Origin of the sequence: Catenulispora subtropica, from assembly GCF_039531675.1 — a bacterium.
In the GTDB taxonomy this organism is placed as follows: Bacteria; Actinomycetota; Actinomycetes; order Streptomycetales; family Catenulisporaceae; genus Catenulispora; species Catenulispora subtropica.
On the sequence record NZ_BAAAQM010000019.1, the window covers coordinates 26,759 to 52,596 of the forward strand.

20 protein-coding genes are annotated in these 25,838 nt (G+C 71.7%); 14 read left to right on the top strand and 6 right to left on the bottom strand.

All coding sequences use genetic code 11. The features are described from left to right. Positions 1 to 17: 17 nt before the first annotated feature. The gene (locus tag ABD466_RS17960) at positions 18 to 569 is read right to left on the bottom strand and encodes a DUF3043 domain-containing protein (RefSeq protein WP_344658226.1); all 552 of its coding nucleotides are present in this window, start codon (positions 567 to 569) and stop codon (positions 18 to 20) included. Positions 570 to 752: 183 nt separating this feature from the next. Between ABD466_RS17960 and ABD466_RS17965 the strand changes: the two genes are divergently transcribed. The 5 genes from ABD466_RS17965 (at position 753) to ABD466_RS17985 (ending at position 6,002) form a co-directional block, all read left to right on the top strand. Continuing rightward, positions 753 to 1,568 carry a PspA/IM30 family protein gene (locus tag ABD466_RS17965; protein ID WP_344658227.1) on the top strand — a complete coding sequence of 272 codons (816 nt, stop codon included), beginning with the start codon at positions 753 to 755 and terminating at the stop codon, positions 1,566 to 1,568. After that, positions 1,565 to 1,843, top strand: coding sequence for a PspA-associated protein PspAA (gene pspAA, locus ABD466_RS17970; RefSeq protein ID WP_344658228.1), 279 nt, complete (start codon positions 1,565 to 1,567; stop codon positions 1,841 to 1,843). Before ABD466_RS17965 ends, pspAA begins: the two co-directional genes overlap by 4 nt. A gap of 201 nt (positions 1,844 to 2,044) precedes the next feature. Next, positions 2,045 to 2,977 carry a zinc metalloprotease HtpX gene (gene htpX / locus ABD466_RS17975; RefSeq protein WP_344658229.1) on the top strand — a complete coding sequence of 311 codons (933 nt, stop codon included), beginning with the start codon at positions 2,045 to 2,047 and terminating at the stop codon, positions 2,975 to 2,977. Positions 2,978 to 3,206: 229 nt separating this feature from the next. Beyond that, positions 3,207 to 3,776, top strand: coding sequence for a PspA-associated protein PspAB (gene pspAB / locus ABD466_RS17980; protein ID WP_344658230.1), 570 nt, complete (start codon positions 3,207 to 3,209; stop codon positions 3,774 to 3,776). A 165-nt stretch (positions 3,777 to 3,941) separates the two neighbouring features. After that, positions 3,942 to 6,002 (top strand): endonuclease/exonuclease/phosphatase family protein, encoded by a 2,061-nt coding sequence (locus tag ABD466_RS17985; RefSeq protein WP_344658231.1) that lies wholly within the window; start codon positions 3,942 to 3,944, stop codon positions 6,000 to 6,002. Positions 6,003 to 6,252: 250 nt separating this feature from the next. On the opposite strand, the gene mihF is transcribed toward ABD466_RS17985, so the two are convergent. The 5 genes from mihF to ABD466_RS18010 all read right to left on the bottom strand — a co-directional run bounded on the left by mihF (position 6,253) and on the right by ABD466_RS18010 (position 13,178). Beyond that, positions 6,253 to 6,567, bottom strand: a complete 315-nt coding sequence (gene mihF / locus ABD466_RS17990) for an integration host factor, actinobacterial type (RefSeq protein WP_012786078.1) — start codon at positions 6,565 to 6,567, stop codon at positions 6,253 to 6,255. A gap of 88 nt (positions 6,568 to 6,655) precedes the next feature. Then, entirely contained in the window at positions 6,656 to 8,872 is a 2,217-nt protein-coding gene (locus tag ABD466_RS17995) for a beta-propeller domain-containing protein (protein WP_344658232.1), read from the bottom strand. A 36-nt stretch (positions 8,873 to 8,908) separates the two neighbouring features. After that, on the bottom strand, positions 8,909 to 9,868 hold the full coding sequence (locus ABD466_RS18000; protein WP_344658233.1) for an AEC family transporter: 960 nt from the start codon (positions 9,866 to 9,868) through the stop codon (positions 8,909 to 8,911). An 81-nt stretch (positions 9,869 to 9,949) separates the two neighbouring features. Then, positions 9,950 to 11,404: a YlbE family protein gene (locus ABD466_RS18005; RefSeq protein ID WP_344658234.1), complete on the bottom strand. Its 1,455-nt coding sequence runs from the start codon at positions 11,402 to 11,404 to the stop codon at positions 9,950 to 9,952. Further along, on the bottom strand, positions 11,391 to 13,178 hold the full coding sequence (locus ABD466_RS18010) for an AllF/FdrA family protein (RefSeq protein ID WP_344658235.1): 1,788 nt from the start codon (positions 13,176 to 13,178) through the stop codon (positions 11,391 to 11,393). Before ABD466_RS18010 ends, ABD466_RS18005 begins: the two co-directional genes overlap by 14 nt. Before the next feature lie 70 nt (positions 13,179 to 13,248). On the opposite strand from ABD466_RS18010, the gene ABD466_RS18015 reads away from it, so the two are divergent. The 9 genes from ABD466_RS18015 (at position 13,249) to ABD466_RS18055 (ending at position 25,837) form a co-directional block, all read left to right on the top strand. Beyond that, the gene (locus tag ABD466_RS18015) at positions 13,249 to 15,099 is read left to right on the top strand and encodes a PucR family transcriptional regulator (RefSeq protein WP_344658236.1); all 1,851 of its coding nucleotides are present in this window, start codon (positions 13,249 to 13,251) and stop codon (positions 15,097 to 15,099) included. 48 nt (positions 15,100 to 15,147) lie between these two features. Continuing rightward, entirely contained in the window at positions 15,148 to 16,554 is a 1,407-nt protein-coding gene (locus tag ABD466_RS18020; RefSeq protein ID WP_344658237.1) for a uracil-xanthine permease family protein, read from the top strand. A gap of 109 nt (positions 16,555 to 16,663) precedes the next feature. Beyond that, positions 16,664 to 17,518 carry an FAD binding domain-containing protein gene (locus tag ABD466_RS18025; RefSeq protein WP_344658238.1) on the top strand — a complete coding sequence of 285 codons (855 nt, stop codon included), beginning with the start codon at positions 16,664 to 16,666 and terminating at the stop codon, positions 17,516 to 17,518. Continuing rightward, positions 17,515 to 18,015: a (2Fe-2S)-binding protein gene (locus ABD466_RS18030; protein ID WP_344658239.1), complete on the top strand. Its 501-nt coding sequence runs from the start codon at positions 17,515 to 17,517 to the stop codon at positions 18,013 to 18,015. The genes ABD466_RS18025 and ABD466_RS18030 overlap by 4 nt, the downstream gene beginning before the upstream one ends. After that, on the top strand, positions 18,008 to 20,386 hold the full coding sequence (gene cutA, locus ABD466_RS18035; protein ID WP_344658240.1) for an aerobic carbon-monoxide dehydrogenase large subunit: 2,379 nt from the start codon (positions 18,008 to 18,010) through the stop codon (positions 20,384 to 20,386). The genes ABD466_RS18030 and cutA overlap by 8 nt, the downstream gene beginning before the upstream one ends. Further along, on the top strand, positions 20,383 to 21,054 hold the full coding sequence (locus ABD466_RS18040) for an SRPBCC family protein (RefSeq protein WP_344658241.1): 672 nt from the start codon (positions 20,383 to 20,385) through the stop codon (positions 21,052 to 21,054). The genes cutA and ABD466_RS18040 overlap by 4 nt, the downstream gene beginning before the upstream one ends. Next, positions 21,055 to 21,951, top strand: a complete 897-nt coding sequence (locus ABD466_RS18045) for a carbon-nitrogen hydrolase family protein (RefSeq protein WP_344658242.1) — start codon at positions 21,055 to 21,057, stop codon at positions 21,949 to 21,951. It begins immediately after the preceding gene. Continuing rightward, positions 21,948 to 24,011, top strand: coding sequence for a hydantoinase/oxoprolinase family protein (locus ABD466_RS18050; RefSeq protein WP_344658243.1), 2,064 nt, complete (start codon positions 21,948 to 21,950; stop codon positions 24,009 to 24,011). The genes ABD466_RS18045 and ABD466_RS18050 overlap by 4 nt, the downstream gene beginning before the upstream one ends. Then, positions 24,005 to 25,837, top strand: coding sequence for a hydantoinase B/oxoprolinase family protein (locus ABD466_RS18055; RefSeq protein ID WP_344658244.1), 1,833 nt, complete (start codon positions 24,005 to 24,007; stop codon positions 25,835 to 25,837). Before ABD466_RS18050 ends, ABD466_RS18055 begins: the two co-directional genes overlap by 7 nt. Position 25,838: the final 1 nt, after the last annotated feature.

Genomic DNA, 25,838 nt, shown 5'->3' on the forward strand with positions numbered 1-25,838 from the left:
GCGCGGAACGGGGACGCTTAGAACGGCTCGCCGCGCTTGAGCCGCGGCTTGGGCAGCCGCCACTTGCGGAACTGCATCGAGCGCATGAGCGAATACCAGCCGATGCGGCCGAGGTCCTCGTTCGGGAAGCGCTTGCGCGCCTCCTTCTTCACCCCGCGGACCAGGAAGATGGAGTCGACCACGATCGCCACCAGCATCACCAGCCACAGCACCACCGACAGCAGCGCGATGGACGGCACCGAGGCCACCACGAACAGCAGGATCGCGAAGACGATGAAGAATTCCGCGATCCGGAAGCGCGAGTCGACGTAGTCGCGGGCGAGCTGCTTGACCGGCCCGCCGTGCTGGCGCTCGGTGGCCGCCTCGAAGTCGCGCTGCCGCGCCTCGCGCTTGGCCAGCTTGGGGTTCGCGTTGACCCCGCTCAGCCGCTGCTTGCGGGCGAGTTCGGCTTCCTTGCGGGTGGGCGTGGGACGGCCCTTGGCGGCCTGCGCGGCGTCCTGCGCGGCGACTTCGTCGCGCGCCTTGGCGGCCTCGTCGGGCTCGACGGTGGATTTCTGCTTCCGGAACACGGGAAGACTCTAAGGCCAGGACGGCGTGACGACGAAGCCATGACCTTCGGTAGATGCCGGGAGAGGGTCCCGAGCCGTATGGTAAGTCCTGACCAGGACACCATCGTTGGACGACATTCAGGGCGATTCGCAGTGCGGGTCGCGTCGGACACATGAGGACGTGAAGGGGGCGCGGCAGAGCCCATGAGTGGCGTCATGAAGCGCATGAAATTGATCTTCCAGGCCAAGGCCAACAAGGCGCTGGACAAGTACGAGGACCCGCGCGAGACGCTCGACCTGTCGTACCAGAAGCAGCTGGAGCTGCTGCAGAAGGTGCGGCGCGGCGTCGCCGACGTGGCCACCTCGCGCAAGCGTCTGGAACTGCAGATGAAGGGTCTGCAGGACCAGGCCGACAAGCACGAGACCCAGGCCCGCCGGGCCCTGGAGGTCGGCCGTGAGGACCTGGCCCGCGAGGCCCTGTCCCGGCGCGGCGGCATCCAGCAGCAGATCACCGACCTGCAGACCCAGTACACGGCGCTGCAGGCGGAGGAGGAGAAGCTCACCCGGGCCTCCCAGTCGCTGCAGGCCAAGGTCGACGCCTTCCGCACCAAGAAGGAGACCATCAAGGCCACCTACACCGCGGCCGAGGCCACCACCCGGATCGGCGAGGCCTTCTCCGGCATCTCCGAGGAGATGTCCGACGTCGGCATGGCGATCCAGCGGGCCGAGGACAAGACGCTGCAGCTGCAGGCCCGCGGCTCGGCCATCGACGAGCTGCTGGCCTCCGGCGCGCTCAACGACCCGACCGGCATGGCCAAGGACGACATCACCGCCGAGCTGGAGCGCCTGTCGTCCGGCTCGGACGTCGACAACCAGCTCGAGGCCATGAAGCGGGAGCTGGCCGGCGGCCCGTCCGCCACCGCCAACCGGCAGCTGGAGGCCGGCAACTCGGTGGGCAACGCGAGCAACGCCGGCGTGTCCGATGCCGAGGAGGTTCGCAAGGAGGGTGAGGCGCGATGATCGTCCGCATCCTCACCGAGGGCCAGCTGCGCGTGCCCGACACCGCGATCGACGAGCTGAACACGCTCGACGAGAAGGTCCTGGAGACCTGCCAGGCCAAGGACGAGGCGGCCTTCCGCACCGCCCTGGACACCCTGGTGACCCGGGTCCGGGAGATCGGCGAGCCGCTGCCGCTGGACGAGATCGTCGAGAGCGACTTCGTGCTCCCGATGGCCGACGCCACGCTGGAGGAGGTCGAGGCGATGATGTCCGACGAGGGCCTCATCCCCGGCTGATCCCGGCCACCCCGGCCGTCCCGCTCTCCCCGCTGGTCCCGACCGCCGCCGCACCGGACGCCCGTCCCACGGGCCCCGGTGTGGCGGCGGTCTCTTTCACCGGGTCGGTCCCGGGCACGGGAACCTCCGGGCCCCTTCCGGCGTTGCTGGAGGTAGCAAGACCCGAACTGAGATGATCGAGGGGACAGGGAGAGACCGCCAGTGGCAAGGACCCGTTTCGCGCCGGACCGGCAGCTGACGTCACGGATGGTGTTCGTGATGTTCCTGCTCGGTGCGGTCTACGTCGCCGCGATCGGCGTGGCGGTGGCCCTCGCCCCGAAGGGCCTGCTGCCGATCCTGATCATCGTGATCGCCGGCTTCTTCTTCGTGCAGTGGTTCCTCTCGGACAAGATCGCGCTGTTCTCGATGAACGCCAAGGTCGTACAGCCCACCGACTCCGCCGAGGCGCACCGGCTGCACGCGGTGCTGGACCGGCTGTGCGCGCTGGCCGACATGCCCAAGCCGCGGGTCGGCATGGTGGACACCGACGTCCCCAACGCCTTCGCCGCCGGCCGCAGCTCCAAGAACACCGTGGTGGTCGCCACCACCGGCCTGATGCGCCGGCTGCCGGACGACCGCGAACTGGAGGCCGTGCTGGCGCACGAGCTGTCGCACGTGGCGCACAAGGACGTCGCGGTGATGACCATCGCCTCGTTCCTCGGGGTGCTGGCCGGCCTGATCACCCGCATCTCCTTCGAGATCGGGCTGTGGGGCGGGTTCTCCGACCGGCGCTCGAACGACGACGAGGAGAGCCCGGCGGCGGTGCTGTTCCTGGTGATGATCGTCTCGATGATCACCTACGCGCTGTCCTTCCTGCTGATCCGCAGCCTGTCCCGGTACCGGGAGCTGGCCGCCGACCGTTCGGGGGCGATGCTCACCGGCAACCCGTCGGCGATGAGCAACGCGCTGTACCGGATCACCGACGCGATGGGCGAGATCCCGACGCAGGACCTGCGCAAGCAGGAGGCGTTCAACGCGTTCTTCTTCACCCCGGCGATCAAGGGGGCGAGTGTCGCGAACCTGTTCTCCACCCACCCGACGCTGAAGGTGCGGCAGGAGAAGCTGGCGCAGCTGGCCATCGACATGGGCCGCTGAGAGCCGGGTCCCGGACCGTTCCGCATCCCCGCACACGTTTCCACCACGACGCCTGCCGGACCCCCCGAGCTTCCACGATGCGAGCCGAATTCGTCCGACAGGCGTCGCGCGCGTCGGGGCCGGGAACAATCCCGGTTAGTCACGGGGATCTGCACAAGACGATCACGAATAGCGAACGGACCGCGGGACCTCCCGCGCCGTCCCCCCGAGACAAGGCAAGCTGGTAGCCATGGGATTCCTGGACACGCTGCTCGGTCGGACCAAGCCGGTGAAGCCGGACCTCGACCAGCTCTTCGGACTGCCGTCGGCGGCCCTGACCTTGCAGGCGGCGACCAACTTCCGTCCCACGGGCCTGGGCTCGGTCTGCTTCCGGCGGGCCGAGGGGCGGGCCTTCGACGACGTCGAGTCGGACATCACCACCCTGCTGGCGGCCGGCAACGGCCCCAAGGTCGAGGCCCGCGACGACTCCTACGGCTACACCTGGCTGGTGTCGCACCACGAGCCGGACGACACCGCCGGTCTGGTGACCGACCTGCACGCGGTGAACAGCTCGCTGCAGGACACCGGCTTCGGCCCGCAGCTGCTCTGCTCCCTGGTGTCCTTCACCGACGACAAGGACCGCCGTCTGGCCCTGGTCTACCTCTACAAGCGCGGCTCCTTCTACCCGTTCGCCCCACTGGCCGGCGAGCAGCGGGACAGCGCCCTGGAGCTGAAGATCAAGGCCTTGCTGGCCGACGACCTGCGCGTGGAGCAGGACCTGAGCCGCTGGTTCCCGGTCTGGGGCGCCCCCGGTCTCTAGCCCCGGTCTCCAGCCCCGGTCTCAGGAAGTTGTGACACGGTTGTTGCGATGGACATCGGACCGTGACCGAAACGCTCATCGGTTGGTAGTAACGTTTGCGCGTGCGCGGCCCACACGGCGCGCGCGAAGCGGACGGGTCCTGCCACGCGGAGCGGACGGGAAGACTTGCGTTTCGATCAACTTCAGCCCGGGTCGGACGACGACGGGCCGATAGCCCAGGGCACGGCGGGACCGGTCACCGGCCCGGAGGGCGGCGCCGAGACCGGCGGGGCGGGCACCGGCGGCGCGCTGGTGCGCGTCGAGCCGGCGGCGGCGCAGGCTCCGCGGATCGACGGGATCGAGTTGCCGCGGGCGGGTGCGGACGAGGCCGGGCCGCAGGAAGCTGCGATGGAGCTCGGGTGGTCGGCGGCCGGGGTCGGGCCTGAGGATGCTGGTTCGGCCACCGGCGGACGCGGTGACCACGGCGGCCACGGCGATCAGGACCGTTCGGGCACTGCGATGCTCGCCGAGTACCACGACCGCGGTGGTTCGCCTGCTCTGGTCGACCAAGGTTCGGCCTCCGGTTCGGTCTCCGGTTCAGCCTCCGTGGTGGTCCTGGGCGATCACGACGCTTCGGCCGCTGCGGCTTCGACCGAGCACAACGGCGCGGTCGCCACCCTGGCTCCGGCCGACCACGGCGATCACGGCAACCATGATGCTTCGGCCGCTGCGAATCCTGCCGAGCACAACGGCGCGGTCGCCACCGTGGTGGCCCCGTCCGACCACGACGCTTCCGCAGCCGCGAATGCCGCCGATCAGACCGGATCCGTCGCGGTCGCGGCCAAGCCGGCCGTCCCCGTCGGGCCGGCGGTCCTCGCCGTCAGCGAGATCATCCGCACCGCAGCCGACCAGGCCGCGGCCACGTGGCGGGTCGCCAGCGTCCCGGCCCAGCGCCGCGAGAGCCCGGTGGTCCCGTTCCAGTCCGCGACGGCCCCCACGCCGACCGCGCCGACGGCTCCGCCGCAGCCGCCGGCATCACCTCCGCCGCCCGCCGAACCGGCCTTCGTCCCAGAGCCCGAATCTCCGGAACCTGAGTCCGCGTCCTCCGAGGCCGCGTCCCCCGAATCCGCGTCCCCCGGTCCCCAGCCCGCGTCCCCCGAGCCGGCGCTTCACGACGACAGCCACCACTGGCCCAGCGCCCGCCGCCAGATATCCCTCCTGGTCCGCGTGGTCTGCGTCCTGGTCACGGCGGTCCTGCTCGGTCACCGCTTCCTGCCGGACGTGATGGGCTTCGGCTCGCTCATCGACACCTTCCTGCCGTGGACCTTCGTGCCGCTGGTGCTCGCGGTGCCGGCGGCGTTGCTGAGCCTCGACCGGTGGGCCATCGGCCTCACCGTGCTGGCGTGCGGGGTCTGGGGCGGCGACTTCGGGCCGCAGCTGGTGCGCTCCGGCGGTTCCGGTCCGGCCGATCTCAGGGTCCTCAGCCAGAACGTCTCCTCGCCGCCCGACCTGTCCGCCGTCGCGGACCTGGCGCTGCGGCAGCAGGCCGACATCGTCGTGCTGCAGGGCCTGACGTCCCGGGACGCGCAGCAGGCCGACCAGTCGGTCCCGGAGCGCTTCCCCTACCACCTGGCGATGTACGAGTTCGCCGTCTGGTCGCGGTTCCCGCTGGTCAACGGCAGCCTGCCGATGGACCTCGGGGCCGGCGCGGCCGATCCGGGCCAGGTCGGGCAGTTCTCCGGCTCGACCTCCGGGCAGTTCGGCGGCCTGCTGCGCTTCACCGTGCAGCTGGACCCGGTGCGGGCGGCCACGGTCTTCGCCGTCCACCTGCCCCAGCCGTCCCTGTCGCACGACGGTTTCGGGGTGGCCCGCGGCGACGCGCTGGAGCAGCTCGTGGCGGCGGTGAAGGACGAGAAGGAGCCGAACCTGGTCGTCGTCGGCGATCTGGACCTGGCGCAGACCGACCGCGGGATGGGTTCGCTGGTGAACTCCACGACGGGTCTGGTGTCGGTGCAGGCAGAGGCCGGGGAGGGGTTCGGCTTCACGTGGCCGTCCAAGTTCCCCATGGTGCGCCTGGACGACGTGCTGACCCGCGGTCTGACGCCGGTGCGCAGCGTGGTGCTCCCGGCCATCGGGCCGGAGCAGGCGCATCGGCCGATCGTGGCGGACCTGCGTTTCGCGGCGGGTGACCCGGGCGCCGCCAGCGCCCCTAGCACGCCGAGCGCGGTGAACACGGGGAAGCGGTAGAGCGCGAGCCGTACCGTCCGTAGCGGCTGTTCCTCAACGTGTTATGAGGATCCGCGCTGCTTCCGCGGGGTTGCCGCTCGGTGGGCCGCGACGGCCGCGGGGTCGAGCCGGCCCGGCGGCCACGGGCCCGGAGGGCCTCAGCGGCGCTGTGCCGGTCGTGGTGATCGTGCCGGCGGAGCCGGCCTCACCGTTCGTGCCGGCCGTCCCGAAGGACGGCCGGCGTGCGCCGTGGCGAGAGGGAGCGCCTCGATCAGGCGGTGGCGGCGAGCAGCGCCTGGCGCTGCCGGTCGCCGAGGCCGCCGATGCGGCGGTTCTCGTCGATCTCCGCGTCCGCCATCAGCTTGGCCGCCTTGGCCGGGCCGTAGCCCGGCAGCGCCTTGATGAGGGCGGTCACCTTCGTCTTCTTGACCATCTCCTCGCCCTTGGCCGCCCGGTCGAGCACCGCCTTCAGGGACAGCTTCCCGGCCTTGACGTCGGCCAGCATCTCCGAACGGGCACGGCGCACCTCCCCGGCCTTGGCCAGAGCGGCCGCGCGCTGCTCGGGGGTCAGTGTCGGAAGAGCCATGAAACTTCTCCTTGCCTAGTACGGTCACGGCCCGCGACGGCGCCGGAGCCGTGGCCCATCATGGCGGATCCGGGCGACAGATCACAGCTCAGGGGTAGGGGATCCACCCCATGTCTTCCAAGGTGAGGCCGTTCGAGGCCAGCAAACCGGCGCCCGAAACGGTCCAAAGCGTATCATTGGCGACCAACGACCGGGTGATCTGCTCCACACCGGGGATTGACCCGAACGTGGCGCCCCCGGTCCGTCCGGCGTGTTTCACGAAACCCTCCTCGGTGATCCGGCCGTCCCCGACACGCAGCACGAGCGCGCCGTTCGCAGATCCCGCGAAAGCCTCCGAGCCCTGTGAAACGGGCACAACGAGCATTCCGGTCGGCTTCCAGTAGAGGAACGCGTGCGGATCGCCCTCGGCTGAGGAGTACGCGTCGGGAAGCTCATAGCGGGCCGCCAGACGGGGCGCTGAGGGGTCTGAGACGTCGAAGAGGGACACCTGGGTCCCCAGGCGTCTTCCCGAGGCCGTGGAGGCCTGTCCGAGGCCGATGAGCGTCTTGTCGTCCACCGGGTGCAGATACGACGAATACCCGGTGAGCTCCACCTGTCCGGCGGCCTTCGGATGCGCCGGATCGCGCAGGTCGACGACGAACAGCGGATCCATCTGCCGGAAGGTCACGACATACCCGACGGGCCCGGCGAACCGGACGGAGTAGATCTTCTCGCCTTGGCCCAATCCGGTGACGGCCCCGATCCGCGCGAGCGTGTCGCCGTGCGGCGCGAGGACGTAGACGGCGCTGCTGGACGTGGCGTCGGCATGATCCTGATAGGCGCCGTCGGTGGTGGCTATGCGGAGGTTGCCCTGATATTCCGAGAGTGAGTACTGATTCAGCAGCCATCCCGGCACGCTCCCGGACGCGACCGGCCGCGGCGCACCGGTCCCGGAGACGTCGAACTTGTAGATCTCGGTCCGGGAGATCGGCAGCCGGTAGGGGTCCGCGGGGGTGGTGGCCGTCGCCGAGCCCAGGACCGGAAGCCCCGGCCGGATCAGCGGGACGGACTGCCACGCGTGCAGGTCGTTGGCGATGTAGAGACTGGACCCGGTCGCGTAGACGGTCTCGCCGTCGGCGACCACCGACACCGGGTTGCCGGTGCCGAGGCTGTAGCGGCCGGCGGGGGCGCCGAGGTCGAAGGTCTCCAGCGAGACCAGCGACGTGCCGCTGTAGACGTCGGGATGGCTGACGGCGGCGCAGTCGACGGTGCCGTCGGAGACGCTCTGCGCGCCGCCGGCGCCGGCGAGGTGGGACTGGAGCTCGTAGTGCGGGAGCCAGTCGGTGCCGGAGCCGGTCTGCGGCACGATCGGGTTGGTGCGGGTGACGGCGCGCACCGTGGTGCCCATCATGCGGGCGTCGACGAAGTCGCCGTCCTGACGCAAGGTGCTGACGACCTTCGGGTGCGCCGGGTCGCTGATGTCGATGAGGGTGAAGCGGGTCTGCGGCCCGCTGCCCAGAGCAGGGCTGCTTGGCGCGTAGGAGTCGCCCTCGCCGTAGTAGCGCTCGATACCGCCGTAGGCCACCCGGCTGATCGCCAGGACGCGGTCACCGGACAGCAGAAGCTGGTCCGAGCCGTCGGTGCCGGGGTAGTAGGCGCGGGGGCTCGACGGGGGACTGTCGTCGTTCGCGCCCGGGGAGGAGTTCGGATACAGGCTCGCGGGAAGCACGACGCTGCCCATGATGCGCTTGTCGGATGTGCCGACCACATAGACCGTGCCCTGGGCGACGGAGACGATCAGCTTCCCGTCGGTCTTGACGGTGTCGGGCTCGTCGACACCGGCCTCGGCGGTGTTGGTGGTGGAGTGGTCGGGGCTCTGCGTCGGGTCCGCGCCTCCGGGGGCGGTGGCGCCCGTGGCTGGGGCCGCGGCCTTCGGAGCGCTGTCCTCCGCTCCCGCGTTGGGCGCCGCGGACTGGTCACGTTCCTGTCCCGGAGCCAGCGGCGCGGTGATGGTGCCCGGAGGCGCGACGCCGCCCGTCGCCTTGCTGTGCGCCGTGGCGGCGTGCTGGGCGAGGCGGAGCGTGGCGAGGGCCTCGTCGCAGGACGCGTAGCGCTGGAGCGGGACGGCGGCGGACTCGATGTCGCCCTGGAGCTGAGTCGTGCCGCCTGTGCCGCCTGTGCTGCCCGTACCGCCTGTCGTGCCGGTGCTGTGCGTCGTCGGCGGAGTCCCGGGATGACCGGTGCTCGGTGAGCAGCCGGTGAGCGTGAGGCCTATTGCGAGAGCGGCTCCTGTGAGGCCGCGGCAGGTGCGTGCCCTGGTTCCCATGACGCTTCGACGCCGGCCGGTGCCACCCGGTTCCCGTCACTTCAACAGGGCGACGACCGTCCAGAGGCCCACCATCGAGGCGAGGGTGGAGAACACGACAGCGTTGCGGGCGAAGGCGGTGTCGAGGGCGTACTCGCGGGCGTAGATGTAGACGTTCTGCGCGGTCGGGAGGGCGGCGCAGAGGGTGACGGCGAGGACGTCGTGGCCGTGGAGGTGGAGGACGTAGCGGGCCAGGAGGTAGGCGAGGGCGGGCTGCAGGGCGGTCTTCAGGGCTATGGATATCGCGATCAGGAGCGGTTCGCGCGGGGCCCGGGCCCGCGCGGCGTCGGCGGCGTCCTTGGGCCCGGCGTGCAGCGACATGCCGAGTGTCACGAGCGCTATGGGGACCGCGGCCCCGCCGAGCAGGCTCAGGGCGTGGGCGACATCCACGGGGACGTGCCAATGTGTCCCGGCCGCCAGCGCGCCCAGGGCGGAGGCGATGATGATCGGATTGCGCACCGGCAGCAGCGCCACGCCGCGCACCCGCCGGCGCCACCCGAGACCGGGCCCGGACTCGTTGCCGAGGTCCATCAGCGCGAGCGCCACCGGCGTGACGAGGACGGTGTTGAACAGGATCACGGTCGACAGGAACCCGGCGTCACCGAGCACCTGCACCGCCACGGGGATCCCGAGATTGGCGGAGTTGACGTAACCGGAGGACATCCCGGTGACGGCGCCGTCCGCGACACCACGCCCGAACAGCCGCGTGCTGATCGCGAGCCCGAGCCCGCAGGCGATGAGCGAACTGAGCCCGAAGGCGACGATCGAGGTGTTCGCCAGCGCGTGGAGGTCGCTCTTGGCCAGCATGCCGAACAGCGCGGCCGGCATGGCGATGCGGAAGACGAAGCGCCCGAGGATCGCCTCGATCTCGGCGGGATTCGAGCCGACGAGCGAGAAACGTGCTGTCAGGTAGCCGAGAACGGTGAGCAGCCAGATCGGTATGAAGGCGCTGAGCACGCCGCCACGGTACAGAGGAGCGGGGGCGGTGGTGGCGGGGGTGTGAGGTAAGCCGCTTCGGTTCTCGTTGGCTCAGTTGGCTCAGTTGGCTTCGTTGGCTTCGTCGGCTCGGGCGAGTTCGGCGAGGGCGGCCAACGCCTGGGTGAAGCACTCGGCCGGCGGCGTCACCAGCCCGGCGCCGACCTGTCCGGTCCCGGCGACGCGGCCCGCCATCCCGGTGTTGATCTGCGGAAGGACGCCGGTGCGCACGACGCGGGTGACGTCGATGCCGGTCGGCGTGCCGCGGAAGTCGAGGGCCGGGACGGTGAACGCGGGGTTCTCGGCGAGGGCGATCTCGTACATCAGGCCGGTGGTGGCGACGGCGCCGGCGGCGGTGCCGCCCACCAGCCGGGCGATCGCGGGCGCCGCCGCCATCGCGAAGCCGCCGACCCCGGCCGTCTCGGTGATGGCCGAGTCGCCGATGTCCGGGTTCGCGTCCTCGGGACCGTACCCGGCGAGGAACAGGCCCTCGGGCGTGTGCGCCGGCGCGGTGAACCAGCGGTCGCCGGTGCCCGCGGTCTGGATCCCGAAGTCGGTCCCGTTGCGCGCCATCACCGTCACCACCGTGCTGCCCGGCACCCCCGCCGCCGCCCCGGCCGCCAGCTTGCAGGCGGGCATGACGAGGTTGAGGAAGAAGTGGTCGTTGCCGGACACGAACCGCACCGCGTCCGCCAGCGCCTTCGGGTCCTCACCGTCCCCGTCGCCGCCGCCCTCGATGAGCGCGGGCAGCAGCTCCCGCAGCAGCATCAGCGTTCCGGCCCGGTTCCGGTTGTGCCCCTCATCGCCCATGTGCAGCATCTGCGCGATGATCGCCTTGACGTCCACCGGCCCGGCCCGTCGCACCGCCCGTTGCAGCATCGGCCCGAGCACGTCGGCCATCCACCGCAGCCGCGTGATCACCTCCGGGCCGAACGCCCCGTACCGCAGCACCTTGCCGAGACCCTCGTTGAGGCTGCACCACGCCGTCCGCCCGCTGCCCGGATCCCGCACCTCGAAGAGCCACATGCTCGGCGAGACGACGCCGGCCATCGGGCCCACGCCGCCACGACTGTGACAGGGGGCGAGGTCGGGGCCCGTACCCCCGCTGTGGTCGTGTTTCCCCAGCCACGATTCCGCGCGCTCGGGCGAGTCGGCGAGCCCTTCGAACAGCGCGGCGCCGATCAGCGCACCCCGCATCGGCCCGGACGCGCGCTCCCACGCGATCGGCGGCCCGGCGTGCAGGAACTGCCCCGGCTCCAACCCCAACATCTCACGCGCCGGCCGCACGTCCACCAGCTCGGCACCCGCCGCGAGCATGCGCCGCACGGCGACCGCGTTCGCCTCGTCCCGCCGCGCGTCCAGCGCGACGTCGGCCAGGTCCGCCTCGGTCCCGGCCGGCGGCGGCCGCCAGTCGACGCGGGTCACCGGCACGCCCTGCGCGCCGAGATCGTCGGCGAACGCCGCGACCCCGGCGGTCACGACGTGGGACACCGGACTCAGGAGCTCAGACAGCGACATCGTCGCCCCCCAGGACGTAGCGCCCGGCAGCCACCGCCGCCTCGGCATTGGACAGATACACCCAGGCGCCGGCCTCGGCGAACGCCCGCGCCTGCCGCTCCAGGCCTTGCGGGTCCCCCTCGGTTCCGCACAGCGACACGACGACCGGCAGCCCCCGTTCGCCCGCGCCCGTCACCGCGGGCACCAACTCCGCGGCCGGGTCGCTGTGCGCACCGCGTCCGAGCACGACGTCGAGCAGCAGCACGCCGACGTGCGGATCCGCCACCGCCTCTTCGAGGGCGCGCAGACGCAGTGTGTTGTCGATCATGGGGTGGGGGCGGCCGCGGGTGTAGGCGTCGTCGCCGAAGTCGGTGAGGTCGATGTGCGGTTCTTTCCTTTCCCCCTCCCCCCGCCCACCCGATCGTTCGTCATGCACCCGCGCAGGCGCAGGCGTCGGAACCTGGCCGAGCGGCGACACCTGCGCGAGTGGCGACAGCTGCCCAGGCGCCGGCACCTGCGCGAGCGGCGACAGCTGCCCAGGCGCCGGCACCTGCGCAGGCGCCGGCACTTGCGCGAGTGGCGGCACCGGCGCGAGCGTCGGCACCTGCGCACGCAACTCAGCACTCATCCGCGTCAGCACGGCTTCCGCCTCGGCACAGAGCGTGCCGCCGCTGAACAGGCCGCGGATCGTCCAGCCTCGGTGCCGGCTCTGGCCGGGGTTTCGGCTCAGGTCCTGCTCCTGCTCCTGTTTCTGCTCCTGTTTCTGGTTCTGGTTCTGGTTCTGGTTCTGGTTCTGGTTCTGGTCCTGCGCCCCACTGTCGGTGCCGGCGCGCGCGCCGCCGGTCGGGGCCCAGTGGGGCCAGGGGCGTGGTGGTTGGTGGTCGAGGGTGGTGAGGATCCTTTCCGCGGTTTCGGTGAGGGTGGGGTGGTCGGGGCCGATGAAGGCGAACAGGACTGGTTTCGGGAGGCGGCGGGCGTGGTCTTCGATGGCTTCGGCTACTGAGGGGTGCGGTGGTTTGGAGACCACGGCGATGAGCTTCGTCTCGGGGTCCGCCGCCAGTGCGTCGAGGGCTGCGTGGGTGGAGCGGCCTGCTACTGCTGCGGTCAGGTCGCGGCCGCCCACGCCGAGGCAGTGGCGGATGCCGGTTCCCGCGGTGTCGAGGAGGGACATCAGGTGCTGGGCGCCGGTTCCGGAGGCGGCGACCAGGCTGACGGGGCCGGGGCGGGTGGTGTTGGAGAAGCCCAGGCCGGTTCCGTGGAGGACGACGGTGCCGCAGTCAGGGCCCATGACCAGCAGGTTGCGTCGTCGTGCTTCGTCTTTGAGGCGGATCTCGTGAGTGGTGGGGATGTTATCGCTGAAGATGACCACTGATGCGCCGTGTTGTAACGATTCCATGGCTTCGGGGACGGCGGCAAGGCCCGGGGTGGAAATCAGGGTGAGAAGTGCACCCGTTCGGCTTAGTGCGGTGCCGGTGGTGCGGGGGTGGTGCTGGTCGGGGGTGTGTCCGGGGGCTGTGATGGGGCCCGCGGGCGAGAGGGCGGTGGTCAGTGCGGCGAGGGCCGCGGTTTCCGTGGCCGGGTCGGGGCAGGTGAACGCGACGATCAGGTCGGAGGGGCCCGCCTCGGGGGTCGGGTGGCCGAGTGTTTCCAGGAGCGCGATGTTCAGCTCTGTTCCCATCGCCACCAGTGCGCGGGTGACGCCTGGGACCGCGGCCACCGCGCGGCCGGCCACCATCAGGGTGACAGAGTCGTGGTACTCGCCCGGCCTGACCTCGATGTGCTGCACCGCTGACACCGGCATCGGTCCTTCCCGTCTTTCTCCGAGGGCCTGTCGCGACGCTAGACCGCGGGGCTAGGGTCCCGGCATGGGCAATCTTGCCAATGACCACGCCGAAGCTTCGCAAAGGTCGCCATACGACGCCAGGGAACGCGCCGGGGACCCCGCCGAGGAATCCGCCAAGCGTGCCGCCAAGGAACCCGCCGAGGGCCGCCAGGCCACCGGCGCGATCGGCCTCACCGTCGACCAGACCCTGACCCTTCCGGCCCTGACCGGCGCCCGCATCGTCGCCGGGAGCGCCGGGCGGCATCGCGTGGTCGAGCGCGTCAACGTGATGGAGGTGCCGGACATCCTCCCCTGGGTCAAGCCCAAGGAGCTGCTCCTCACCACCGGCTACCCCCTGCGGCACTCGCCGACCCCGCTGGCCGGGCTGATCGCCGACCTGGACCGCGCCGGTCTGTCCGCCATCGCGATCAAGCCGCACCGCTACCTCGGCGACCTCCCGCCGGAGCTCCTGCGGGCCGCCGACGAGCTCGGGTTCCCGGTCATCGAGCTGCCCGAGCGCGTGGCCTTCGACGACATCCTCACCGAGGTCCTCTCCGACGTCCTCGACCGCCAGGCCGCCGTGCTGGCCCGCGCCGACCGCGTCCACCGCGCCCTGGCGCAGATCGCCCTGGAGGGCGGCGGCCTGGCCGAGCTGACCGCCGAGCTCGCCCGCATCCTCGGCGGCCCGGTCCTGGTCACCACGCCGGACGGCCGCGTCCTGGCCGAGCACGGTGCCGACGCCGTCCACGACGCCCCCTGCTTCGACACCGAGGCCGGTGCGCAGACCCCCGGGCACCCGGCTGATCGCATCGTCCAGAGCCCCGTCCAGCGCACCGCCCCCCACCGCCGCCTCCGCACCGAGTCCGAACCCGCCGGCCTCACCACCCACCACGGCCACCAGCACGCCCTGATCCCCATCGTCGCCGGACGCGTCGACCACGGCCGCCTCGTCGCCTTCGCCGGCCCGCGCCCCTTCGACGCGGCCGACGTCGCCGCCCTCGAACGCGCCGCCACGGTCGCCGCGCTGGCCGTGGTCAAGGAGCTGGCGGTGGCCGCCGTCGAGGACAAGTACCGCGCCGACTTCCTCAGGGACCTGCTGACCGGCCGGCTGGAGGATCCGCAGTCCGCCGTCGCGCACGCCGTCACCCTGGGCTGGGATCTCGAGCCCGTCCCGAACCCCGCCGACAAGCAGCACCGGCGCAAACTCGTCGTCCTCGTCGCCGAGCTCGACCCGGGCCAGTCCGTCCTCCCCGCCTCCCAGCACGCGCTCCGCCCGGCCCGCGAGCGCTTCGCCGCCGCCTGGCAGAACGTCGTCGCCGCCCGGGACCGCAGCGCCCCGGTGGCCGGCTTCAACCAGGAGGTGGTCGTCGTCCTGAAGTCCGGTGACGACCCCGATCCCCTGGTCAGAAGCCTGATCGCGGAGGTCTCCGGCACCGGCGGGGGCGGCCGCCGCACCTTCTCCACCGGTGTCTCGCGCCCCGTGAGCGCGGTCGACGACCTCCCCGCCGCCTACGAGGAGGCCCGCCGCGCCGTCCGCATGGGCCGCCGCCTCAACGGCCCCGGCTCCGTCGTCCACTTCGACGCCCTCGGTGTCTACCGCCTGCTCTCGCTGATCCCGGACCCGGCCGAGCTCCGCGACTTCGCCCGCCAGACCCTCCGGGGCCTGGCCAACGACGGCGACGCCGAAGCCGAGGACCTGCGCACCACCCTGGAGGTCCTCCTCGACACCAACCTGAACGTCGCCGAGGCCGCCCGCCGCCTCCACTTCCACTACAACACGCTGCGCTACCGCATCGGCAAGATCGAGCGTCTGGTCGGGCCCTTCATGGAGCGCCCCGATCTCCGCCTGGACCTGTCGGTCGCGCTCCGGATCCTTCATATGCGCGGGCTTTAATATCTGAGTACTTGTGACGCCCGTCACACCGTCGCTACAGTCCGGCCCATGATATTGGGCTGGCGGGTCGTATACGAAGGCAAGACTCCACCACCGGGCTCGGTCGTCCGCCCCGACGAGCGCCTGTCCTGGCCCCGCACCGTGGGCCTGGGCGCGCAGCACGTGGTCGCCATGTTCGGCGCCACTTTCGTGTTCCCCCTCGTCATGGGCCTGAACCCGCAGCTGGCCATCATGATGAGCGGCATCGCGACGATCTGCTTCCTGCTGATCGTCAAGAACAAGGTCCCGAGCTACCTGGGCACCTCGGCGAGCTTCGTCGGCGGCGTGGCCGCGATCCGCGCCCAGGGCGGCGACGACCAGCAGGTCACTGGCGCCATCCTGATCGCCGGCCTGGTGCTGCTGGCCGTCGGAGTCCTGATCCACTTCCTCGGCGCGCAGGTCATCCACGCCGTCCTGCCGCCGGTCGTGACCGGCGCCGTGGTCCTGCTCATCGGCTTCAACCTCGCGCCGGTCGTCGCGGACGTCTACTGGCCGCAGGACCAGTGGATCGCCCTGATCACCATGTTCACGGCCATCGGCATCATGGTCGGCGTCCGCGGCTTCGTCGGCCGGATCGCGATCTTCGTCGCGCTGGTGTCCGGCTACGCGCTGTCCTGGGCCGCCGACCGGATCTTCGGACAGATCACCTCCTACGATCCCGCCGCCGGTCACGACACCACGCACTGGCGCGTCGACTTCGACGCCGTGAAGTCGGCCAAGTGGCTCGGCTTCCCGGACAAGACCTCCGGCAGCGGCGCGCACCAGGTCGCCGGCTGGCACTTCCCGGAGTTCAAGTGGGCCTTCATCCTGCTGGTCCTGCCGGCCGTGATCGCCCTGGTCGCGGAGAACACCGGCCACGTCAAGGCGGTCGCCGAGATGACCGGCGACGACCTCGACCCGTCCATGGGCCGGGCGATCGCCGCCGACGGCTTCGGCACCGCCCTGGCCAGCACCTTCGGCGGCTCCCCGACGACCACCTACGCCGAGAACATCGGCGTGATGGCCGCCACCCGCGTCTACTCCACCGCGGCCTACTACGTCGCCGCGCTCGTCGCCATCCTGTTCGGCTTCTCACCCAAGTTCGGCGCGCTGGTCGCGGCCACCCCCGGCGGTGTCCTCGGCGGCATCACCGTCGTGCTCTACGGGATGATCGGCCTGCTCGGCGTGAAGATCTGGACCGAGAACCGGGTCGACTTCGGCAACCCGCTGAACCTGGTGCCGATCGCGGCCGGCGTCATCATCGGCATCGGCAACGTGAGCCTGAAGTTCACCGACGACTTCTCCCTGTCCGGGATCGCGCTGGGCACCATCGTCACCATCGTGGCCTACCACGGCGCCCGCCTGATCGCGCCCGAGTACCTGAAACGCCCGGCCCCGGCGGGCGAGTCGCCCGCCGCCGACGGGGTAGAGCCCTGAGACTGGGCTCATCAGAGACGGTGCTTGGGCAAAGTCAGCCAGTGATCGCGGCGGCGTTCGGCAGATGTCGACGTCGCCGCGACCCTTTGGGTGAGAAGAGGATTCGGACATGAAGCCCCCGCCGGTGGTGTATCACGGCCCGGACACGCTGGACGAGGCCGTCCGGCTGTTGGCGGAGCACGGCGCCGAGGCCAAGGTGCTGGCCGGCGGCCAGAGCCTGGTGCCGATGCTGAACATGCGGCTCACCGCCCCGGCGCGGCTGGTGGACGTCAACCGCCTGGACGAGCTCGCCTACGTGCACAGCGACCGCCACGGCGTCCGCGTCGGCGCCCTGGCCCGGCACGCCGACGTCGAGCGCGCCACCCACGCCTTCGAGACGATCCCGCTGCTGCGCCAGGCGGTACGCACCGTGGCGCACCCCACCATCCGCAACCGCGGCACCACCGTCGGCAGCCTGGTGCACGCCGACCCCTGCGGCGAGATGCCGGCGGTCCTGGCGCTGCTCGACGGCGAGGTGGTGCTGCGCTCCGAGCGCGACGGCGAGCGGACCGTGGCCGCGCCGGACTTCTTCGTCGGCCCGATGGAGTCGGCCTGCCGGGAGGACGAGATCGCGGTCGAGGCCTACTTCCCCCGGCCCCGCGGCCGCACCGGGAGCGACTGGCGCGAGATGTCGCGGCGCAACGGCGACTACGCGCTCTGCGGCGTCGGCACCCTGGTGCGCGTCGACGACGCCGGCGCGGTGGCCGCCGCGAAGGCCGCGTACATCGCCATGGGACCGGTGCCCCAGGTGGTCGACCTGACCGAAGCAGCGGCCGGCGCCGACTGGACGGCCGCCGCGGACTTCGCCGCGGACCGGCTGGAACCCGAAGACGACATCCACGCGAGCGCCGAGTACCGCCGGCACCTGGCCCGCATCCTGACCGCGCGCTCCCTGAAGGCCGCGTACGAGGCGGTGGCGCCATGAGCGAACAACGACACCAGGTCACGGTCACGGTCAACGGCGTCACCCGCCGCGGCGACGTCCCCGCCCGCCGGCTGCTGGCCGACTTCCTGCGCATGGACCTCGGCCTGACCGGCACCCACCTCGGCTGCGAACACGGCGTCTGCGGCGCCTGCACCGTGCTGCTCGACGGCGCGCCGGTCCGGTCGTGCCTGATCTTCGCGGTCTCGGCCGACGGCCACGAGATCACGACCGTCGAAGGCTGCGTCGAGGACGACGACCAGCTCGGCCCGGTCCAACAGGCCTTCCTCGAATGCCACGGCCTGCAGTGCGGCTTCTGCACCCCCGGCTTCATCACGACGATCACCGCCTACCTGGAGGAGAACCCGAAACCGACCGAGGAGGAGGCCCGCGAAGCCATCGGCGGCAACCTGTGCCGGTGCACCGGCTACCAGAACATCGTCAAGGCGGTGCTGCGGGCTGCGGAGATCAAGCGTGAAAGGGAGGCACCCCATGAGTGAGAAACATGTGGGCCAGCCGCTGTTGCGCAAAGAGGACCCGCGACTCCTGCGCGGCCAAGGCCGCTACCTCGACGACCTCGGACGCGGCGCGCTCGCCGCCGCCTTCGTCCGCAGCCCGGTCGCCCACGCGCGCATCACCGACATCGACGTCAGCGGAGCGCTCGACGTCGAAGGCCTCGTCGCCATTTATACCTACGAGGACCTCCCGGACCGCATCGCCGAACCGCTGCCGCTGCTGATCCCGCACCCCGACCTCACCCACCCCCGCACGCCGCACTGCCTGGCCGACGGCGAGGTCAACCACGTCGGCGAAGCCGTCGTCATGGTCGTCGCCACCGACCGCTACCTCGCCGAGGACGCCGCCGAGCGGATCGTGGTCTCCTACGACGAACTGCCGCCGGTGGTCGGCATCGACCAGGCACGCGCCGCCGAGCGCCTGGTCCACGCGGACATCCCCGGCAACGTCGCCGCCGTCAGCGTGCAGGAGAACGGCAAGGGCGACGTGCGCGAGGCGATCGCCGCGGCCCCGCACCGACTCACCCTCGACCTGGCGATCGAGCGCAGCGCCTCGATGCCGATGGAGGGCAAGGGCGTCCTGGCGCACTGGGACGCCGACGACCGGACCCTGCGCGTCCACTCCTCCACACAGACCTCGACCAGCGTCCGCCTGGCGGTGGCCGCGAAGCTCGGCCTGCCGCCGGACCGGGTCGAGGTCATAACGCCCGACGTCGGCGGCGGCTTCGGCGTGAAGATCGTGCACCCCTGGCCGGAGGAGATCCTGGTGCCCTGGGCGGCGATGAGGCTCGGCCGGGACGTGAAGTGGGTCGAGGATCGGCGCGAGCACTTCGTCTCCGCCGCGCACGAGCGGGGGCAGCAGCAGCGGATCGAGGTCGGGTTCGACGACTCCGGACGGCTGCGGGGCCTGAGCGTCGAGATCTGGCACGACAACGGCGCGTACGTGCCGTACGGGATCATCGTGCCGATCGTGACGTCGACGCAGCTGCTGGGGCCGTACAAGGTCGGCGCCTACCGGGTCGAGTTCACGTCGCTGTACACGAACACGGTGATCGTGACGCCGTACCGCGGCGCCGGGCGGCCGCAGGGCGTGTTCGCGATGGAGCGGACGATGGACGCGATCGCCGAGTACCTGGGCCTGGACCGGCTGGCGGTGCGCGAGGCCAACCTGATCCAGCCCGACGAGATGCCCTACGACCAGGGGCTGGTGTTCCAGGACGGCCGCCCCCTGATCTACGACACCGGCGACTATCCGACGATGCTGCGGATGATCCGCGAGCTGGTCGGCTGGGACGGCTTCGAGGCCGAGCGCGCGGCCGCCGCCGTCGAGGGCCGGCGGATCGGGATCGGCGTCGCCGCGTACGTCGAGGGCACCGGCATGGGACCGTACGAGGGTGCCCACGTGAAGGTGGAGACAACCGGCGAGATCGTGGTCTCCACCGGCCTGACCACGCAGGGCCAGGGCCACTACACGACCCTCGCGCAGATCGCCGCCGACGTGCTCGGGGTCGCGGTCGCCGACGTCACGGTCGTCACCGGCGACACCCGGCGGTTCAAGTACGCGGTCGGGACGTTCGCCTCCCGTGCCATCGTCACCAGCGGCAACGCGGTCGCGGTGGCCGCCGGGAAGGTCGCGGAGAAGGCCAAGCGGATCGCGGCGGCGGCCCTCGGCGAGGGGACCGCCGCGGAGGATCTGGAACTGGTCGAGGGGATGGTCCGGCGCCGCGACGACCCCACGACCGCGATCGATCTGCGCACCGTGGCGGTGCTGTCCAACCCGCTGCGCTACGCGTTCGACGAGGCGGCGAAGGCCGCGACCCAGTTCGCGTCCGCCGCCGGCACCGGCGACGAGCCCGGCCTGGAGGCGACCGGCTTCTACATGCCGGAGCGGTCGACGTTCGCGGCCGGGGCGCACGGAGTCGTCGTCGAGACCGACCCGGACACCGCCGACATCCGGATCCTGAGGTACTGCGTCGTGCACGACTGCGGCGTGGTGGTGAACCCGCGCATCGTGGAGGGGCAGGTGCACGGCGGTGTCGCCCAGGGCGTCGGCGGAGCGCTGTACGAGCGCATCGTCTACGACGACGCCGGGCAGTTGGTGAACGCCTCCTATATGGACTTCCTGATCCCGTTCTCCACAGAGGTGCCGCAGATCGAGACGGCGCACATGGTCACGGCATCGGGGCTGAATCCCCTGGGACTGAAGGGCGCCGGCGAGGCGGGCGTCATCCCCACCTCGGCGGCGGTCGCCTCGGCGATCGAGGACGCCGAGCGGGACCGAGGAGTGGCGATCCGGCGGATGCCGATCTCGCCAAGCGAGTTGTACGAGTTGCGGAAAGGTCGGGTACACGCGTGAAGGTCTCCGGCAACGCGGTTCTGCGCGCCGAGGTGGGACGGGTCTTCGAGGCCCTGACGGATCCGGCGACGCTCGCCGCCGCGATCCCCGGCTGCGAGCGGCTGGAACTGGTCGCACCGGACGTGTACGACATGGTCGTCACGGTCGGCGTCGGCTCGATCAAGGGCACCTACAAGGGACGCGTCGAGCTGGCCGACCGCGTGGCCCCGCGGTCGTTCACGCTGCGGGCGTCGGGCGCGGGGGCCCCGGGGACGGTGTCGGCCGAGTGCCGCATGCTGCTAGTCGACGAGGTCGACGGACGCACCCGGGTCGAGTACGACGCCGACGCGGTGGTCGGCGGCGTGGTCGGCGGCGTCGGGCAGCGGATGCTCGGCGGGGTGGCGCGGAAACTGGCCGGACAGTTCTTCACGGGGATGGACGGCGTCCTGGCCCGCGAGGGCGCGCCGGCGCCGGTGGCCATGGTGGCGGCCGGCTCCGCCGAGGCGGTCACGGCCACGGCGGAAGGCACGCGCTACGCCGTCGCTCCGATCCCCGGAACCCCTGTCTCCACCGGGACCGCAGGAGCCGCCGCGATCATGGCGGCCGCTCTGGCCGGCGCGGCCGCGGCGCTGAGCGGCGTGGTGATCGGCTGGGCGATGGGCCGCTCGCGCGTTCGGCGGGGGCGCTGAATGCGCACGCTGACCGCCGCGGCCCTCCAACTCGCGCCCCACCCCGGCCCCCTGACCGTCAACAGCGTCGCCGAGAACCTCAACCGCGCGGTCGAGCTCATCGAGCGCTGCGTCAGCGCGACCGGTGCCGACCTGCTGGTCCTGCCGGAGGCGGTGACCACCGGTTTCACACCGGGCATCGCCGCCGACGACCTCTGGGACCTGATGAGCCCCATCCCCGGCCCCACCACCGAACCGGTGCAGGAGGCGGCCCGCCGCCTCGGCGTCCACGTCGTCCACTGCACCTATGAGCGCGGCGGGGAACGCGGCGTCGTCCACAACTCGGCCATGCTCATCGGCCCCGACGGCGCCGTCCTCGGCGTCTATCGCAAGACCCACCTCTTCCCCGGCGAGATGCAGTGGGTGACCCCGGGCGAGGCCGTGACCGTCGTCGAGACCGAGCTCGGCCGCATCGGCCTCTCCGTCTGCTTCGACGGCGACTTCCCCGAGCTCTTCCGCATCCAGGCCGTCCTCGGCGCCGAGATCGTCTGCCGGCCCTCGGCGCTGCTCCGCTCCGCCGACATCTGGGAGCTGACCACGCGTGCCCGGGCCTACGACAACCACGTCTACGTCATCGGCGCCAACGCCACCGGCACCGACCCCGCCGGGGTGCACTACTTCGGCAACTCGCTCATCGTCACGCCGACCGCCGAGGTCGTGGCCCGGGCCGCGTCGCACGAGGGCTGGGCCGCCGCCCGCCTGGATCCCGCCGACGCCATGCGGACCCTGACCCCCGGCTCGGACCGCCCGCAGACGTTCGACCACCTCGCGATCCGCAACCTGCGCCTGCTCACCGCGTACCAGAAGGAACTGCTCAGCGAGGCCGAGACCCCGTTCCCGCTCGGGGGCGGCGCATGATCCGGATCGGCATCGACACCGGCGGCACCTTCACCGACGTCGTGGCCGTCGACGAGACCTCCGGCCGGTTCGCGGCGACCAAGGTCCCCTCGACCCCCGCCGACCCGTCGGAGGGCTTCCTCGCCGCCGTCCGCAAAGCCCTGACGCTGCTCGACGCCGTCCCGGACGACCTCGCGGTCGTCAGCCACGGCACCACCGTCGCCACCAACCAGCTGCTGCAGGGTAAGGTCTCGGACCTCGGCTTCGTCACCACCGCGGGCTTCGAACACCTCCTGGAGATCGCCCGCCAGTCCGTCCCGGACGGCTACGGCAACAGCTACTTCTGGGTCAAGCCGCCCCGCATCGTCCCCGCCGACCTGGTCCACGGCGTCGGGGGGCGCCTCGACGCGGACGGCGCCGAGGTCCGCCCCTTCGACGAGGCCGACGCCAAGAAGGCGGCCCGCCGCCTGAAGGCCGCGGGCGTGCGCTCGATCGGAGTCTCGTTCCTGCACTCCTACACCAACCCCGACCACGAACGGGCGATGCGCGCCGTCCTCGAAGCGGAGTTCCCCGAGGCCGCCGTGTCGCTGTCCTCCGACGTGCTTCCCGAATACCGCGAGTACGAGCGGTCGATGACCACGCTCGTCGACGCGGCCGTGAAGCCCACCGTCGCGAGCTACGTGGGCCGCATCCGCGAGCGCCTCGACGATCTCGCCGACCATCGCCGCCGCATCCCCTTCTACGTCATGAAGTCCAACGGCGGCGTGCTCTCCGCCGAGGAAGTCGTCCGTCAGCCGGTCACGACCGTTCTCTCCGGCCCGGCCGCCGGCGCCCTCGGCGCCGCCCTGATCTGCTCCCACGCCGGTTTCGACCGCATCCTGACGCTCGACGGCGGCGGCACCTCCACCGACGTGGCCGTCGTCCTGCACGGCGAACCGGCGGTCACCACCGAGGGCGGCGTCGGCGGCTACCCCTCGAAGATCCCCATGATCGACGTCGTGACCGTCGGCGCCGGCGGCGGCTCGGTGGCGTGGCTGGCGCCCGAGGGCACGCTCAAGGTCGGTCCGCGCTCGGCCGGCGCCGACCCCGGGCCGGTCTGCTACGGCCGCGGGGGCACCGAGCCCACCGTCACCGACGCCCACCTGGTCCTGGGCCGCATCCCCGACGGGCTGCTCGGCGGCGAGGTGCCCCTGGACCGCGACGCGGCGCGGGCCGGGCTGGCGGCCCTCGGGGACAAGCTCGGCCTGACCGAGGAGGCGACGGCCGCCGGGATCCTGGAGATCTCGGCGTGGAACCAGGCCAACGCCCTGCGGCAAGTCACCGTGAAGCGCGGCCTCGACGTGCGCGACTTCCTGCTGACCGCCTTCGGCGGCTCCGGCGCATTGTTAGCTTGTCGGCTTGTCGACATTCTCGGCCTGCGCGGGGTGCTGGTGCCGCCGAACCCCGGGAACGTGTCGGCGTTCGGGCTCCTGACCGTCGACGTCCGCAACGACTACGTCCAGACCCACGTGCGGCGCCACGACCGGATCGACGCCGACCAGGTGCGGAGCTTGTACGCGGAGCTCGAGACGGCGGCCGCGGAAGCCCTCGCGACCGAAGGCTTCGCGGCGTCGGAGCGGGTCTTCAAGCGCAGCGCCGACCTCCGGTACTTCGGCCAGGCCTACGAGGTGCGGGTCCCCGTGCCCGACGGTGACCCGGGCGAGCTCGACGGCGTCGTGGAAGCCTTCCACACGGCCCACGAGAACATGTACGGCTACTCGTTCCGCGGCGACGAGCGCCAGACCGTGGAGTGGGTGAACCTGCGGGTGACCGGCATCGGGCCGATCCGGCGACCGGACATCGCCGAGGTGCCCACCCGGACCGGCGGAAAACCGGAACCGCTGGACGTCCGAGCCGTCTGGTTCGACGACCAGCCGGTGCAGACCCCGGTCCACGACCGCGCCACCCTGAGGGACGGCGACCACCTCACCGGCCCGGCCGTCATCCAGGAGTACGGCTCGACCGTCCCGGTCCACCCGGGCTTCGTCTGCACCATGGACCGGTGGGGCAACCTGCTGCTCACCCAGGAGGCCCCGTGCTGAACCCCGTCCTCCTGGAGATCGTCGAGGGCACCCTCACCTCCGTCGAGCGGGAGGTCGAGACCGCCATCGCCCGCACCTCGCGCTCCCCGATGATCCGCGACGCCCACGACTTCCGCGTCGGCATCCACGACGCCAAGCTGCGCAAGCTCACCGGCCGCAGCTACTCGGCCCTCGTGCACCCGGTCGTCCGCGACTACCCGATCTCCGGGATGCGCCCCGGCGACGTCTTCTTCCACAACGACGTCTACCTCTCCGAGGGCGGCATCGGCCACCTGCCCGACCTGTGCGTCACCGTCCCGGTCTTCCACGACGGCGCGGTCGTCGCCTTCGTGCAGGCCTTCGGCCACCACGACGACATCGGGGGCGCCTGTCCCGGCTCGATGCCCTCCGGCGCGCGCAGCGTGTTCGAGGAGGGCCTGATGGTGCCGCCGATCCGGCTCTGGGACGCCGGGGTGCCGAACGAGGCCGCGCTGAAGATCATGACACGCAACTCGCGGATGCCGGACTCGCTGGCCGCCGACCTGGACGCCGAGTGCTCGGCGTGCCTGATGGGCGCGCGACGGCTCGGCGAGCTGTTCGACCGCTACGGCCGCGAGGCGGTCGAGGAGTGCTTCGACGGCATCATCGACCTGACCACCGAGACGTTCCGGCGCGAGGTGCTGGCGAAGATCCCGGACGGCACCTACACCTGGGAGGACTACGCCGAGCACGACGGCGTCGACGAGCCCAAGCTGCACCGGCAGCGGATCACCCTCACCAAGGTGCCGGACGACGGCGGCCGCCTGATCGTCGACTTCGCCGGAACCGGTCCGCAGGCCAAGGGGCCGATCAACCACTGCGGCGACTTCGCCGACGGCAACTTCCTCAAGAAGTGGCTGGCCCCGGTGCTGCGGAACCTGGCCGACAGTCCGGAACGGATGGCGGAGCTCGACGTCAACGAGGGCGTGGTGCCGCTGATCGAGATGCGCTTCCCGCCGCCGGGCACGCTGCTGACCCCGGTCTTCCCGGCGCCGACGAACGCGCGCACGTTCGTGATCCTGCGGCTGCTGGGCGTGCTGGCCGGTGCGCTGGCGAAGGCCGTCGACGGCCGGATGCCCGCCGACCAGGAGACGATCCGCTACACCGGCGTCCACGGCGTGGACGCCTCCGGCCTGCCCTATCTGATGCGCGAGGTGCTCGGCGGCGGATCCGGCGGCCGCTACTACGCTGACGGCGAGGACACGATCCACGTGGTGCCGGACTCGCGGAACATCCCGGTGGAGTTCGCCGAGGCCCGGTGGCCGTTCCGGGTGGAGAAGCTGGGGCTGGCCGTGGACTCCGGCGGACCGGGGCGGTTCCGCGGCGGGCTCGGCTACGAGAAGCACATCAGGATGCTGCGGGACGCCGAGTTCATGAGCATCGCCGACCGGTCGATCCTGGCCTGCTGGGGCGTGAACGGCGGCCGGGCCGGCCGGCCCTTCGAGGTCGTGGTCGACCCGGGCGGCCCGCGCGAGCGGATCGTCGACGCGCTCGCCGACGCCGAGCCGGTGCGGGCCGGGGAGGTCATCCGGATCCGGACCACCGGGGGCGGCGGCTGGGGCGACCCGCTGGAGCGGCCGGTCGAGGACGTCGCCCGGGACCTGCGCTGGGGCAAGGTCTCGCGGTTCGGGGCGAAGCGGGACTACGGCGTCGTGCTGAACGCCGACGGCGAGGTGAACCTCGCGATCACGAAGACGCTGCGGCAGGAGATGCGCTCGGTGCGCGGGCCGGAACCGTTCTTCGACCGCGGACCGGGCTACGCGCGGCTGGCGGGCGGGGCGACGTCGGCCGACTGCGACTGGCGGTGAC